Raw genomic sequence first — 14,873 nt, 5'->3', positions numbered from 1 at the left:
GGGAACCAAGGACGGCTTTTCGACGACTTGTGGGGCTGAATCACGCGGCCCGGCGAGCGGAGAGAAATGCACTGGTACGAGGACGACGACCTGTGGGTCGGCTTCGCGGACGTGATGTTCCCGCCCAGCCGGGCCGAAGAGGCCGAACGCCTGACGGCCACGTCGCCGCTGCTCGCGGTCACCGAAGAGACGAAGGTGCTGGACCTGGCCTGCGGCCCGGCGATCCACGTCGTCCCGCTGGCGAAGAGGGGCGCCGACGTGACCGGCGTCGACCTCAGCCCGGCCATGCTCGAACGCGCGCGCGAGGCCTGCGAAAGCGCGGGAGTCGCCGCGAAGCTGATCGAGGCCGACATGCTCGAGTACATCGAGCCCGGCGCGTACGACCTGATCATCAACATGTACACGTCGTTCGGCTACTTCACCGAGCCCGGCGACAACCTCACCGTGCTGCGGAACGCCTACGCCAGCCTCGCGCCCGGCGGGAGGCTCCTGATCGACGTGCTCGGCAAGGAGGTGCTGGCCGGCTGGGTCGGCCGCCCGCAGGCTGTCGACATCGACGGCGGCACGGTGTTCATGCGCGACACCATCCTCGACGACTGGACCCGGCTCAAGACCGACTGGACCCTGGTCCGCGGCGGTGAGGCGAAACAGGCGTCCATCCTGTCCTTTCTCTACAGCGCCGCGGAACTGAAGGCGCTGTTCGAGTCGGTGGGCTTCACGGACGTCGAGTGCTTCGGCGACTTCGACGGCTCGCCTTACGACAACCACGCGCGCCGCCTGATCGTGCGCGGTGAACGTGCCGGCTGAAACGCTCCGCCTGTTCGCGGAGCCCGACGACGTGACCGCCCGCCCGCTGCGGCTCACCGGACCGGTGATCCTGTTGTCGGCGGCGCTCCTGCTCTCGCTGATCGCGGGCATCGCGCTCGGCCCGACCACCGTCGCGCTCCCGGATGTCCTGCGTTTCCTGGGAAAGGCGATCACCGGCGGCACCATCACCGGCGACGAGGTCACCGGGTACTCGATCGTCTGGCAGGTCCGCACGCCGCGAGTGCTGCTCGCGGCCGTGGTCGGCGCGGGACTCGCGGTGGTCGGGGTCGCGGTGCAGGCCCTGGTCCGCAACGCCCTCGCCGATCCGTTCGTACTCGGCATCTCCTCGGGTGCCTCGGTCGGCGCCGCCGCCGTCGTGGTGTTCGGCCTGTTCGCCGGGCTCGGTGTGCTGGCGCTGTCGACGGCCGCGTTCCTCGGGGCGCTCGGCGCGACAGCGCTCGTCTATCTGGCAGCCCGCAGCAAATTCGGCCTGACGCCGTTGCGTCTGGTGCTCACGGGAGTCGCTCTCACCTACGCGTTCCAGGCCGTGATGAGTGTGCTCGTCTACCTCTCGCCGAACGGGCAGGCCGCGCAGACCGTGCTGTTCTGGCTGCTCGGCAGCCTCGGCGCGGCGACGTGGGCGTCCTTGCCGCTGGCCGCGCTCGGGGTGACCGTCGCGATCGTGGTCCTGCTGCGGTACGGCACCGCGCTCGACGTCCTGTCCATGGGCGACGAGACCGCGATGAGCCTCGGCACCGACGCGGCCGCGTTGCGCCGCTGGCTCTTCCTGCTCACCGCGGTCGTCACCGGCCTGCTGGTGGCGGTGAGCGGCTCGATCGGATTCGTCGGGCTGGTCCTGCCGCATGTGGTGCGGATGGTCGCGGGTTCCGGGCATCGCCGCGTGCTGGCGCTCGCGCCGCTGGTGGGCGCGGTCTTCCTGGTGTGGGTCGACCTGCTCGCCCGCACCCTCGTCGCGCCGGAGGAGCTGCCGCTCGGCGTGATCACCGCGCTGATCGGGGTCCCGGTGTTCCTCGTGGTGATGCGGCGCCGCGGCTACGCGTTCGGGGGCCGCTGATGCTGTCCCTGAAGGAACTTTCGGTCGAAGTCGCGGGATCGACGCTGATCCGTGAGCTGCGTCTGGATGTCGGAGCGGGCGAGGTCGTCGGCCTCCTCGGCCCCAACGGAAGCGGTAAGTCGACAGCGTTGCGTTGCGTCTACCGGGCGTTGACACCGTCCGGCGGCGCCGTCCTGCTCGACGGGACCGACCTCGCGGAACAGGGCCTGCGCGACACCGCCCGCCGGATCGCCGCGCTCACCCAGGACAGCCGCGCCGATCTGGACTTCACCGTCGAGGAGGTCGTCGCGCTCGGCCGGTCGCCGCATCAGCGCGGCAACCTCCGGCTGTCGGCCCGTGAACGCGCGCTGTGCCGGGACGCGTTGCGGCGGATGGACATCACGCATCTCGCCCAGCGCAGCGTGCTGACGCTTTCGGGTGGCGAACGGCAGCGCGTCCTGGTGGCGAGGGCGCTCGTACAGGAACCCGAGGTGCTGGTCCTCGACGAGCCGACCAATCACCTCGACGTCCGCCACCAGGTGGAACTGCTGAAGTTCCTGCGCGACTGCGGGCTGACCGTGCTCGTCGCCCTGCACGATCTCAACCTCGCCGCCGCCGTCTGTCACCGGATCGCGTTGCTGCGCGGCGGATCGCTCGCCGCCTGCGGCACCCCGGCCGAAGTGCTCACGCCCGAAACGGTCCGCGCGGTGTTCGGCGTCGAGGTCACCCAGGTGACCCATCCCGTGACCGGCGCGCTCCAGCTGCTCTACGACCTTCCCGCCGAAGAAACCGAGGGGATCTCACGATGAAGCCGTCCAAGGTGGCCGCGCTCTTCACCGCGGCACTGCTGTCGAGCGCTTGCGGTGCCCAGGTCGAGGCCGGGCCCGCCGCGCCGGCACAGGCCACGGTGACCAACTGCGGCGCGCAAGTCACCTTCCCGGCACCGCAGCGTCCGGTGGCCTACGACGTTTCCGGCGCGGAGAAGATGTTCGCGCTCGGGCTCGCCGGTCGGATGCGCGGCTACGTCATGAACTCGCTCGGCGACCCGTCGATCGCCGGTTCGCCGTGGAAGGACGACTACGCCAAGGTCGAGCGGCTCGGCACTTCCCGGGTCACGCGCGAGATCCTGGTCAACGCCAAGGCGGACTGGGTGATCGCCGGCTGGAACTCCGGCTTCAGCGAGGAACGCGGGATCACCCCGAAACTGCTCGACCAGGTCGGCATCCGCAGCTACCTGCACACCGAGACCTGCTGGGAGTACCCCACCGCCAAGGCCGAGGTGACGCCGCTGGAGGCGCTCTACACCGACCTGCGCAACCTCGGCGACATCTTCGGCGTCCGCCAGCGGGCCGACGAGCTGGTCACGGAACTCGAGGGCCGCTTCGACAAGGTCCGCGCCGGGGCGCCGAAAACCCCGCCCGCCAAGGTGTTCGTCTACGACTCCGGCACCGATCAGCCCTTCACCTCCGGGAAACACGCCGCCCCCAACGACATCATCGACGCGGCGGGCGGGACCAACGTCTTCCGCGATCTGCAGGACGGCTGGGGCAGCGTCGGCTGGGAGGCGGTGGTGAAGGCCGAGCCCGAGGTGATCGTCGTGGTGGACTACGCCGACCAGCCCGCGCAGGACAAGATCGCGTTCATCAAGTCCTCGCCACAGTTGAAGAACACGCCCGCCGTACGGGACAACCGGTTCCACATTGTTTCCTACGGGGATCTCGTGAGCGGCCCGCGCAACGCGGCGGGCGCCGAGTCCCTGGCCGCGTATCTGCGATCGATCGGCCGGTGAGCGCGATGCCCGCGCTGGTTCACGAACACGTCACCGACGCGATCAAGACACCGGCGCTCATCCGGCTCACGCCGAACGTCGTGCTGATCCGCTTCGAAACCCTCAAGGTCTACGCGGCGCTCGGCGCTGTCCGGTCGCTGCTCGCCGCCGGTACCGTCCGAAAAGGACAGACGCTGATCGACAGCTCCAGCGGGATCTACGCGCTCGCGCTGGCGATGGCCTGCCACCGCTACGGCCTGCGCTGCCATATCGTCGCGTCCACCACGGTCGATCTCACCATGCGTTCGCAACTGGAGATCCTGGGCGCGACGGTGGACCAGATGCCGCCGTCCGAGGATCTCCGCCTCGACCAGCGGCGCCGGGTCGCGCGCGTGCACGAGCTGCTGGAGCGTCATCCGGACATGCATTGGATGCGCCAGTACCACGATCCCGTGCACTACCTGGGTTACGGCGAGGTCGCCGACCTGGTCGCCCGCGCGCTGCCGTCCGGGCCGCTGACCGTCGTCGGCAGTGTGGGCACCGGCGCGTCGACCGGCGGGATCGCGCGGTCGCTGCGCGAACGCGATCCGGACGTCCGCCTGACCGGGGTCCAGCCGTTCGGGAGCGTCACCTTCGGCAGTGAGCGGTTCACCGACCCGGACGCGATCATCGCGGGTATCGGGTCCGCCATCCCGTTCGGCAACGTCGATCACGAGCTGTACGACCGGATCCACTGGCTGGACTTCGTGCACGCCATGGCCGCGACCGTCGGCCTGATGCGCGAGCACGCCGTCTTCGCCGGGCTTTCCACCGGTGCCGCGTATCTCGTCGCGGGCTGGGAGGCGGCGCGGAATCCGGATCGGACGCATGTCGTGATCGGCGCCGACACCGGACACCGTTACACGGCAAGGGTTTTCGCCCGGCATCGGGAAGCCGTCGATCCGGCAGGGCTCGCGCCGCGCGAGATCGCGTCCCTCGACGACCTCGCGCTGCCGTGGGCGGCGATGGACTGGCGCCGCCGCCGATTCGGGGTCCCCGCGCAGTCGTCGTACCGGAAGGAACGGGTGTCATGACCGTCGTCCTGTTGGAAGCACTCACCTTCGGCCTCGGCAGGCTGGCCGACGCGGCGGCGGAAGCCGGGCGGAAACTGGTGCTGTTCACCGGAAACCGCGACATCTACCGCTACGAACTCGGCACGCTCGGGCCGGACAGGGTCGAGGTCGTCGACATCGACACCACCGACATCGCGGCCTGCGAATCAGCGTTGCGCGCCATTCCGGACCTCGCCGGGATCATCAACTCGACCGACACCTGGGCATTGCCGGGCGCGGAACTGACCGCCCGCCTCGGCCTGCCCGGTCCGGACGCGGCGGCCGTCCGCGTGCTGCGGGACAAGGGCGCGGTGCGTGATCTGCTGTACGAACATGGGCTCACCCGGGGACGACCGGTGCCCGTCATGGTCGCCGAGGAACTCGGTTTCCCTTTGGTGGTCAAGGATTCTTCGGGAACTTCGTCGCGAGGAGTGTGGCTCGTCCGCGACGAGGCCGAACTCGAGCGTGCCAGACTGGAGGCGAAGGACACGCCGCTCAAGGGGCACCTGATCGCCGAACCGTATTTCGCGGGCCCGCTCTACAGCGCGGAAACCGTCACCTGGCAAGGAAGGACCCGGCTGCTCGGGATCCTCTCCCGTCAGCTTTCGCCCGAGCCCGTGCGGCGCGAGGAAGCCGCCGCGTTCCCGGTGGCCTTCCCCGAGACCGAGCACGCCGGACTGGCCGATTGGATCGGTCAGGTGCTGAAGGCCGCCGGGCACGAGCAGGGCTTCGCGCACACCGAGTTCGTGCTCACCGCCGAAGGGGCGGAAGTCGTCGAGATCAACATCCGGATCGGCGGGGCGATGCTCGGCGAGGCACTGTGCCGGTCGCTGGACACCAACGTCTACTCCGCGATGATCTCGATGGCGCTGGGCGAGGAACCCGCCTTGCTCACGCAGAAATTCAACGAAGGCCCGGGTGTCGCGTTCGTTCTGGCATACCCGGCCGCGGAAGGTGTGCTGAAGGGCTGGTCCGGGCTCGACCGGCTGTCCGGGCTGCCCGGTGCGCCGGAGTGGTATCCGACAGCGAGCCCCGGTGACGAGATCCGGCACCTCACGGATCAGCGATCCTGCACCGGGATCGTGCTGGCCGAGGGGCCGACGGCGGAACTCGCGCTGCATCGCGCGCTCGCGGCGGCGGGCGGGATCACCCCGGAGATCGGTTCTTGAGAGTCCTCTCAGATGGATAGCTCTACTTTCTGCTTTGGGAAGTAAAGCTATCCATCTGGAGGGACTGTGGGCGAAGCAGTGGGCAGGCGTGCGGTACTCGGGGGCGCGGCCGCGGCGGGTGTCGCGATGCTGGCCGGGAACACCGCCACGGCACAGGAGAACCGGCGGCGGTTCTCGGGCAAGGTCGTGATCGTCACGGGGGCGACGTCGGGGATCGGCCGGGCGGCGGCCATCGCCTTCGCCGCGGCCGGCGCCAAGGTCGGTTTCTGCGGCAGGCGGGAAGAACTCGGCCGCGAAGTCGAACGGGAGATCCGGCGCGCGGGCGGCGAAGCGACCTATCTCCGCGCGGATGTCCGGATCCCCGAACAGGTCCAGGCGTTCGTGGACGGCGTCGTCCGCCGATACGGCAGGCTCGACATCGCGTTCAACAACGCCGGGATCCACATCGGCAAACCGCTGCACGAGATCTCCGTCGACGAATGGGAAGACGTCCAGCGCACCAACGCGCGCGGCGTTTTCCTGTCGATCAAGTACGAGGTGCCGCACCTGCTGAAAGCGGGAGGCGGGGTGATCGTCTGCACCGCGTCGGCGCAGGCCGAACAGACCAGGCCCGGGCACGCCGCCTACACCTCGAGCAAACGGGCCGTGCAAGGTCTGGTGCGCGCGGCCGCGCTGGACTACGGCGCCAAGGGGATCAGGGTGCTGTCGATCGACCCGGGGACGATCGACACGCGGCTGGTGCGGCCGCCGGGCATCCCGGACGACCTGTGGGCGCAGTTCAAGAAGGCCTGGGGACCGCTGAACGTCCACGGTCTGCCGCGGATGGGCGAGGCGGCCGAGATCGCTTCGGCCGTGGTCGCGTTGGCGTCACCGGATTTCGCCTATCTGACCGGGACTTCCGTCCTCGTCGACGGTGGCCTGAACACCGGACGTCCGATGGTCATGCCGCCCGGGTTCACCCCGCCCGGCTGAGTGGCTGAACAGGGGGCGTGGCCTGGTGGGTCGCGAGTTGCGTCGCCAACTCGCACCCCCCCTCGGCCCTTGTCGGGTGTGAAGTCTTGGGTGGCATGGTCGCGGAGGGGTCGCGCGGGGATCGCTCAAGATCCGCCGGGCACGCACTTCTTGGCGGCGGCGATCGAGGCCACCAGTGCCGGTGTCTCCAACTTGACCGACGCGAACGGATCCGTGGTCTCCAAGAGCGGCTTCTGCGCCGACTCCAGGGCTTTGAGCCCGGCGTCCAGCGCGGTCTGGCTCTGGGAGGCGTCCAGCTTCCGTTTACCTTCCGCAGCCGCGTCCCGCGCGGTCGTGTAACTGTCCACAAGGGACTTCTTCGCCGCGTCTCCGCCGGGAATCGGCGACGCGGGCAGCGCGTTCAGTTCGTCGACGACCTTGCCCGCCAGTTCGGCGCGGACCCCGAGGTTGTCGCTCAGCCACGGCCTGGTCACCTCGACGCCGGCACCCTGACGGCTCGCGTGGTCGTTGCTGGCCTTCACGAAGCCGTAGATCGCGCCGCACATCCCTTCCAGCCAGGCCACCGTCCTGGTGTCCGGTGCGGCGGACGTCGGGGTGACGGTGACCGTCGGCGGAGCGGGAGGTGCTTCTCCCGAACAGGCTGTCACCGCGAACAGGGCCCCCGCAAGGGAAACGAGTAGAAGTTTCGGCTTCATGGGGCTCCGTTCGCGGTGACGCTCTGGTCAGTGGGGAGACGCGCAGTTCTTGGCCTCGGCGGCCGCGGCCATCAGTTCCGGTGTCTCGATCTTGAGTGCGGGCATGAGGTCGGGAGTGTCCGTGACCGGCTTCTGGACGGCGTCCATCGCCTTGATCGCCGCGTCCATGGCGGCTTCGTTCCCGGACTTCTCCAGGCGCTGCTTCCCGGCGGCCGCCGCGTCCCTCGCCGCGACGTATTGGTCCACAAGGGACTTCTTCACCGCGTCACCGCCGGGAATCGGCGATGGGGGCAGCGCGTTCAGGTCGTCGACGACCTTGCCCGCGAAGCCCGCGCGAATCCCGAGTTCTTCCTTCAGTGCGCCGCGGGTCACTTCGACCCCGGACTGCTGTTTGCGCGAGTACTCGTCGTGGGCCTTCATGAAGCCGTACACCGCGCCGCACACCCCGTCGAGCCACGCGACGGTCTTGGCGTCCGGCCCGGAAGGCGGCGCGGGCACCGTGGACGACGGGGCCGCGGTGACCGTCACGGGCGCGGGTGGCGGCTCCCCGGAGCAGGCCGCCGTCGCGAAAAGGGCACCCACCAGGGAAACGAGCAGTAGTCTTGTCTTCATCGGATCTCCCCTCCGGGGTGAACACGTTCCGGAGGGGCCGGGGGTTGCCTGCCGGTTTCAGCCGCAGTCGTCCATGATCCGCGCCAGCTCCCCGGGCAGCAGCGGCGGTTCCGGCAACGGGTTCGCGGCGGGCGCGCGCATCCCGTCTAAGAGCAGGGCGAGATGGCGGCGCCAGACCTCCGGCCGGACAGTCGCTGTCGCCTCCACCGTGCGCGCGATCCCCCAGGTCAAGAAGGCCATGTCCTCGAGGGTGAAGTCGGCGCGCAGCGCCCCGCTCTCCTTGGCGCGTTCGACGACACGGGTCATGAGTTCGTAACCGCGTTCGGGATCTTCGGTCTGCGGCGGCCGCGTCGAGGCCAGTTCGTTGTAGCCGCGATCGGCGGCCTGCAGTTCGCAGATCCGTTCGACGAAGGACGTCAACCCGGCCCAGGCGTCGTCGAGGGTCAGCGCGTGCTCGGCCAGCTTCGCGACTGTCTCGGTCCTTTCGGCGAACACGGCGTTCACCAGATCCGCGCGCTGGGGGAAGTGGTTGTACAGCGTGCCGATGCTGACTCCGGCGGTCTTGGCGATCTCTTCGAGCGCGACGTCGAGGCCACGCTCGGCGTAGAGCCCCCTGGCGGCCTCGACCAGCAAGTCGCGGTTGCGCTGGGCGTCCTTCCTCATGACCGACAGCGTAGCCAACTTGAAGGTGGCCTCAAGTTGTGTGTACCTTCGAAGAAGTTGAGGAAAGCCTCAACTTAAGGAGGAGTCATGACCAAGACGCTCGCGATCTTCGGCGCCGGACCGGTGCTGGGCTTGTCGCTCGCCCGCCGCTTCGGCCGGGAGGGGTTCCGTGTCGCCCTCGTCGCGCGCACCACCGAGAACCTCGACGCGCTCGTCGCCGCACTGGACGGCGACGGCATCGAGGCGAGCGGGTTCGTCGCCGACGTCTACGAAACGGCCCAGATCGCGGCAGCCGTCGTCGCCATCGGCCGGATCGACGCGGTCGCGTTCAACCCCGGCGGCGGCGACATGGGCGAGGGCATCGCCCCGGTGCTCGACGTCGACCCGGAGAACCTGCGGCTGGTCCTGGACAGGTTCCTCGTCTCCGCGGTCGCGCTGGTGCGGGCTGTCCTGCCGGGCATGACCGAGCGCGGCGACGGCGCGATCCTGTTCACCGCGGGCCAATCCGGCCTGCACCCGGCGCCGTTCCTCGGCAACATCGGGATGGCGCAGGCCGCGTTGCGGAACTACTTCCACAATCTCAACGCCGTGCTCGCCGAGAAGGGCGTCTACGCCGGAGCCGTCAATGTCGGGGCGCTGATCGAGGGCAGCGTCCCGCATCGGGTGCTCACCTCGAGCCCGCTGGACTTCGAGCCCGAGGTGATCCACCCGGATGTCTTCGCCGACGCCTTCTGGAAGCTCTACGCGACGCGTGAGGCTCCCGAAGCGCTGGTCGGGTCTTTCGGGAAGTAGTTACTTCTCGATGGCGTACGCCTCGATCTCGACCTTCATCTTCGGGTCGAGCAACGCCGAGACTCCGACCATGGTGGCCGCGGGCAGCACATCGCCGAAGGCCTCGCGGTGGGCCCGCGCCACCAGGTCCGCGTCCTTGATGTCGGTCACGTAGGTGACCGTCCGCACCACCGCGGCGAGGCTCGAACCGGCCTCCCGCAGCGCGGTCTCGATGATCGAAAGCACGGCCGACGCCTGTTCGTACGCGTCTCCCGAACGGAACGGTTCACGCGCCGTCGTCCCGGAAACATGGATGTGGTCGCCGACGCGCACCGCCCGGCTGTAGCCGAAGATCTGCTCGAAATCCCCACCGGAGGAGATGTTCACCCGCTCAGTCATGACCCGAACGAAAGCACAACGGCGGCCGGAGCGGAACCGGATTCGACTCACCCATGATCGAACACGTTCAGGTGGTGCCCCGGCTTTCGAGTTGAGGGTCCTGGTGCGGCTTGTAGCGTCGGGCTGAGTTCGCTCGTCACCGGGAGGCTCTTCGTGGTCGTCGCACAGCGTCGGCGCCGTGCACCGAAATCGTTGTCACGACGGGTTTTGTCGTTCGGCACAGTGGCGGCCATCCTGTTCGGCGCCCTGGTCCCGGCCGGGACGGCGCAGGCGGCGACGTGGCCGGTGCAGGGCGAGAACGATCCGTCCACATTCGACTGCGATCACCTGTACTACAGCAACTTCCGGTCCGGTATGCAGTTCCGCTCCGGCGCCTCGGGTGCCGCGGAGATCCAGAACACGGTGATCAGCAAGCGGGCGGGCACGGCCCCGCCGGACTACTGGTCGACGAACATGGCGCTGGGCAAGGATCCCGACAGCGGCCGGGTCGCGGCCTTCTACTCCAGCTACACCACCGGGAATCTCACGCTCTACAAGCATGTGTCGGGGACGAACACGGTCACCGACGAGATCGCCGGGGGAGCGACCCGCAAACTCCCCGCCGGGGTCAACTGGGGCGGGCTCGGCGCCGACCCCGCGACCGGAAAGCTCTACGGCGCGCAGAACGGCGGGGCGCCGGTGCTGTTCGCGATGGACCTCGCCGGCGGCGAGACGAAGACCTACTCCCGGGGATCCACCCTGAAGCCCGTTCCGGCGAACGACCCCGTGTTCGCCGGGGGAACGCTCGTCCCCGACCTGTTCGTCGATTCCTCCGGCGGCGTCTACTACGGGATCGTCTACGGCGGACAGAGCTACGTCTACCGCTTCGATCCGGACACCGGCGAGACCACCCAGGCGGTGAAGGTCACCGGCGCCGGCTCGTCCAACGGCTTCAACAACTACGGCATGGCCTTCCTGAACGGCTCGATCTACCTCGGCTATTACGGCGGCGCGCTGTACAAGGTGGACCCGAGCACCGGCGTGTCCGTGCAGGTCCCCGGCGGCAACGCGCACACCAACCAGGTCGGCCGGATCACCTCCGAATCCGGCGGGACCTGGCCCATCACCGACCTCGCCAGCTGCTCGATCGCCCCGGATCTGACGAAACGGCTCGTGGTCACCAAGAAGGCGGACAAGACCGACGCGAAACCGGGCGAAAGGGTCACCTACACCGTCACCGTCGCCAATGAGGGAACGGCGCCGGCAGCCGGGACGTCCGTCACCGACGATCTGTCCGGGGTGCTGGACGACGCCGCCTACAACGACGACGCGAAGGCCCTTTCGGGTGGCTCCGAGCTGGCGAAACCCCAGTACGACGCCGAGGGAAAGCGCCTGACCTGGACCGGTGACCTCAGCCCCGGCGCGACCGTGACGATCACCTATTCGGTGACGGTCGGTTCGCCGCCAGGTGGCGACAAGAAGCTCGACAACGTCGTGACCGTGCCGGGCAGCAACTGCGCCGCGGGTTCGAAGGACCCGGACTGCGCCGCGCTCGTCCCCGTGGCGACGTTGAAGATCGTCAAGAGCAGTGCTCCGAAGAAGCCCATGCCGGGCCAGAAGGTCACCTACACGGTCAAGCTCACCAATGACGGCACGGCCGACTGGACGGACGCCACCGCCGTCGACGATCTGTCCGATGTGGTCGATGACGCGGCGTACGACGGCGACGCCACCGCGACCACCGGTGCCGTGAACTACTCCGAGGCCGAGAAGACCCTGCGCTGGGCGGGCACGGTCGGGAAGGGCGGCACGGTCACGATCACCTATTCGGTGACCGTCGCGAACCCGCCGGGCGGGAACAAGCGGCTGACCAACGCGGTCGTCGGACCGGACGGCTCCACCTGCCCCGAAGGCGGCAAGGATCCGGATTGCGGCACCGACGAGCCGATCAGCGGCGTCGTGATCACGAAGTCGACCGCCCCGACCTCGGCCAAACCCGGCGACGTCGTGACCTACACCCTGACCGCGCGGACCATCGACGGTTCGGCCGCGGCCGGTGTGACGCTCACCGACGATCTGTCCGGCGTCGTCGACGACGCCACCTACAACGGTGACGCCGTCGCCACGGCCGATGGAGTGCCCACCCCGGCACAACCCGCCTACGACAGTCCGACGTTGACGTGGACCGGGGACATCCCCGCCGGGAAGACCGTCACGATCGTCTATTCGGTGAAGGTCGGCACGCCGCCGGGCGGGGACAAGGTGCTGCGCAACGCCGTCACCGGACCGGACGGCTCGACGTGCCCGCCGGGCAGTGCGGATCCGGCCTGCGGCACCGCGACCCCGATCGGTGCCCTGGAGATCAAGAAAACGGCGAGCCCCGCTTCGGCCATGCCCGGGGACAAAGTCACTTTCACCGTGAAGGTCACCAACGTCGGCCAGGCCGCGTACCTCGAAGCCTCGTTCACGGACGACCTGACCGGCGTCCTCGACGACGCCTCGTGGGATGGCGACGCTTCCGCCACCTCGGGCGCGGCCACCTTCGACGAGCCGGGCCGGAAACTCACCTGGACCGGTGACGTCGCCGCGGGAAGCACGGTGACCGTCACCTACTCGGTCACCGTCGGCAAACCGCCGGCCGGGGACCGCCGGCTGACCAACGTCGTCGTCGGCCCGGACGGCTCCACCTGTCCGCCCGGTGGTGGTGACCCCGACTGCGCGACCGAAACCCCGATCGGTGTCCTCGTCCTGGCCAAGACCGCGGCACCGGCGAGCGCGAAGCCGGGCGAGGTCGTCACCTACACCGTGACAGCGAGCAACCCCGGAACCGGCGTCTATCGCGGCGCCCGGTTCACCGACGATCTGAGCGGAGCCCTGGACGACGCGACCTACAACCGGGACGCGCGGGCCACCGCGGGCACCGTCGCGTACGCGGAGCCGAAGCTGACGTGGACGGCGGACCTTCCGGCGGGCACCACCGTCACCATCACCTACTCGGTGACCGTGAACAAGCCGCCCGCCGGTGATCGGACGTTGCGCAACTCCGTGACCGGCACCGAAGACTCGACCTGCCCGCCCGGCTCGACGGACCCGGACTGCTCCGCCGTCACGCCGGTCGCCGCCTTGCGGATCGTCAAGACCGCCGCGCCGTCCGCTCCCCGGCCGGGCGAGCGGCTCACCTACACGGTGCGCGTCGAGAACACCGGGACCGCGGCGTATCCGGGGGCCCGGATCGCCGACGATCTGACCGGGGTCCTCGACGACGCGACCTACAACGACGACGCCGAGGCGACCGGCGGCACCACCGGCTACGAGGCCCCGGTGATGACCTGGACCGGTGACGTCGCGGCCGGTGCCACCGTGACCATCACCTATTCCGTCACCGTGAACCGCCCGCCCGGCGGGGACAAGAAGCTCTCCAACGCCGTCACCGGAACCGCGGACGGCAACTGCCCGCCGGATTCGGCGGACCCGGACTGCGGGACGGTCACGCCGGTGCCGTCGCTGAAGATCCGCAAGTCGGCCACCCCGGAAGAGGTCAAGACCGGCGACACGGTCACCTACACCGTCACCGTCGAAAACGTCGGTGCGGCAACGGATCCCGCCGCGTCGTTCACCGATGACCTCTCCGGTGTGCTGGACGACGCCACCTACAACGGCGACGCGAAGGCGGACACCGGCACGGTGACGGTCGCCGTCGCCCCGCCGGCCTTGACCTGGACCGGCTCCCTCGCGGCCGGTGACAAGGCCACGATCACCTATTCCGTCGTCGTGACCAACAAGGGCGACAAACGGCTGGTCAACGTGGTCACCGGCGCGGGGTCCAATTGCGACGAGGGCTCCGAGGACCCCGACTGCCGCAACGAACTGCCCACACCCGCGTTGCGCGTCACGAAGTCGGCCGCCCCGGCGGTGGCCGCGCCCGGCGGCAAGGTCACATACACCGTGGTCGTGCGCAACACCGGTCAAGCGCCGTATCCCGGTGCTTCGATCGCCGACGATCTGACCAAGGTCCTCGACGACGCGACCTACAACGACGACGCCCGGGCCACCGCGGGCACCGTGGCGTACAAGGCGCCGAAGCTGACCTGGACGGGCACAGTCGCACCCGGTGCGTCGGCGACCATCACGTACTCGGTCACCGTGGCGAAACCCGTGCGCGGGGACCATTTCCTGGACAACGCCGTCACGGGTGACGAGGGGTCCAACTGCCCACCGTCACAAGCCGATCCGGCCTGCTCGACGCGCACCCCGGTGCTCTCGATGAGCATCGCGAAGACCGCGTCGCCGGTTTCCGGTGTCGCACCCGGCGGCAAGGTCACCTACACGCTCTCGATCACCAACACCGGCACCGGCATCTATGACGACGCCGCCGTGACCGACGACCTGGCCGGAGTCCTCAGTGGAGCGACGTACAACGGTGACGCGAAGGCGACGAGCGGATCGGTCGCGCTGAGCGGAAAACTGCTCCGCTGGCACGGCAAACTCGCCGTCGGACAGAAGGTCGTCGTGACGTATTCGGTCACGGCCGGTTCGGGGAAGCTGCGCAACGCGGTCACCTCCACCACTCCCGGCGCCAACTGTCTCACCCCGGACGAACCCGGCTGCTCGACCGAAACACCGGTCACTCCTGGCGAGCCACCGACACCGCCCGACCCGGTCGAGCCCGATCCGACGGCGCCGGTCCGGCCACCCGGTACGGGGCCGCTGGCCTCCACCGGATCGCCTACCGCCGACCTGCTGGCGCTGGCCTTCGCCGCGCTGCTGGCAGGCGCCTGGATGCTGCGGTACACGCGCCGCCGGGTCCGCCGCTGAGCGGCCGGATTGCGTTCTCGGGCAGTGAGGCTTGTTCGTACGGGCAAGCCTTGCGGCCCGGTGCTCCGGGGGATCCGC

At 69.3% G+C, this 14,873-nt stretch carries 13 protein-coding genes; 9 read left to right on the top strand and 4 right to left on the bottom strand.

Annotated features, from left to right (window positions below; all coding sequences use genetic code 11):
- Window positions 1-66: 66 nt before the first annotated feature.
- The 7 genes from HDA45_RS13165 (at window position 67) to HDA45_RS13135 (ending at window position 6,861) form a co-directional block, all read left to right on the top strand.
- Complete coding sequence (locus tag HDA45_RS13165; RefSeq protein ID WP_184895076.1) at window positions 67-807, top strand: class I SAM-dependent methyltransferase; 741 nt, start codon at window positions 67-69, stop codon at window positions 805-807.
- Window positions 797-1,882: a FecCD family ABC transporter permease gene (locus HDA45_RS13160; RefSeq protein WP_184905576.1), complete on the top strand. Its 1,086-nt coding sequence runs from the start codon at window positions 797-799 to the stop codon at window positions 1,880-1,882. Before HDA45_RS13165 ends, HDA45_RS13160 begins: the two co-directional genes overlap by 11 nt.
- A complete protein-coding gene (locus tag HDA45_RS13155; protein WP_184895074.1) occupies window positions 1,882-2,670 on the top strand; it encodes an ABC transporter ATP-binding protein in 789 nt (262 codons plus the stop codon). Before HDA45_RS13160 ends, HDA45_RS13155 begins: the two co-directional genes overlap by 1 nt.
- A complete protein-coding gene (locus HDA45_RS13150; RefSeq protein ID WP_184895072.1) occupies window positions 2,667-3,650 on the top strand; it encodes an ABC transporter substrate-binding protein in 984 nt (327 codons plus the stop codon). Before HDA45_RS13155 ends, HDA45_RS13150 begins: the two co-directional genes overlap by 4 nt.
- A complete protein-coding gene (locus tag HDA45_RS13145; protein ID WP_184895069.1) occupies window positions 3,647-4,702 on the top strand; it encodes a pyridoxal-phosphate dependent enzyme in 1,056 nt (351 codons plus the stop codon). The genes HDA45_RS13150 and HDA45_RS13145 overlap by 4 nt, the downstream gene beginning before the upstream one ends.
- Complete coding sequence (locus tag HDA45_RS13140; RefSeq protein WP_184895067.1) at window positions 4,699-5,889, top strand: ATP-grasp domain-containing protein; 1,191 nt, start codon at window positions 4,699-4,701, stop codon at window positions 5,887-5,889. The genes HDA45_RS13145 and HDA45_RS13140 overlap by 4 nt, the downstream gene beginning before the upstream one ends.
- A 66-nt stretch (window positions 5,890-5,955) precedes the next feature.
- Complete coding sequence (locus HDA45_RS13135; RefSeq protein ID WP_184895065.1) at window positions 5,956-6,861, top strand: SDR family oxidoreductase; 906 nt, start codon at window positions 5,956-5,958, stop codon at window positions 6,859-6,861.
- A gap of 125 nt (window positions 6,862-6,986) precedes the next feature.
- Here the strand turns inward: HDA45_RS13135 and HDA45_RS13130 are convergent, their stop codons facing one another.
- From HDA45_RS13130 to HDA45_RS13120, 3 genes are read right to left on the bottom strand one after another with little or no spacing between them, the layout of a single operon-like run.
- Window positions 6,987-7,556: a hypothetical protein gene (locus HDA45_RS13130; RefSeq protein ID WP_184895063.1), complete on the bottom strand. Its 570-nt coding sequence runs from the start codon at window positions 7,554-7,556 to the stop codon at window positions 6,987-6,989.
- A gap of 27 nt (window positions 7,557-7,583) precedes the next feature.
- Window positions 7,584-8,168, bottom strand: a complete 585-nt coding sequence (locus HDA45_RS13125; protein ID WP_184895061.1) for a hypothetical protein — start codon at window positions 8,166-8,168, stop codon at window positions 7,584-7,586.
- 57 nt (window positions 8,169-8,225) lie between these two features.
- Window positions 8,226-8,831, bottom strand: coding sequence for a TetR/AcrR family transcriptional regulator (locus HDA45_RS13120; RefSeq protein ID WP_184895059.1), 606 nt, complete (start codon window positions 8,829-8,831; stop codon window positions 8,226-8,228).
- Between the two features lie 87 nt (window positions 8,832-8,918).
- On the opposite strand from HDA45_RS13120, the gene HDA45_RS13115 reads away from it, so the two are divergent.
- Window positions 8,919-9,623 (top strand): SDR family NAD(P)-dependent oxidoreductase, encoded by a 705-nt coding sequence (locus HDA45_RS13115; protein ID WP_184895058.1) that lies wholly within the window; start codon window positions 8,919-8,921, stop codon window positions 9,621-9,623.
- Here the strand turns inward: HDA45_RS13115 and HDA45_RS13110 are convergent, their stop codons facing one another.
- On the bottom strand, window positions 9,624-10,001 hold the full coding sequence (locus HDA45_RS13110) for a RidA family protein (protein WP_221471107.1): 378 nt from the start codon (window positions 9,999-10,001) through the stop codon (window positions 9,624-9,626). It abuts the gene before it with no gap.
- Window positions 10,002-10,223: 222 nt separating this feature from the next.
- Here HDA45_RS13110 and HDA45_RS13105 point away from each other — a divergent pair, with 222 nt between their 5' ends.
- Window positions 10,224-14,795 (top strand): DUF7927 domain-containing protein, encoded by a 4,572-nt coding sequence (locus HDA45_RS13105; RefSeq protein ID WP_343072062.1) that lies wholly within the window; start codon window positions 10,224-10,226, stop codon window positions 14,793-14,795.
- The last annotated feature ends 78 nt before the right edge of the window (window positions 14,796-14,873 follow it).

This window comes from Amycolatopsis umgeniensis (genome assembly GCF_014205155.1).
Taxonomy (GTDB): Bacteria; Actinomycetota; Actinomycetes; order Mycobacteriales; family Pseudonocardiaceae; genus Amycolatopsis; species Amycolatopsis umgeniensis.
This window is presented reverse-complemented; position numbering and strand designations above follow the sequence as displayed.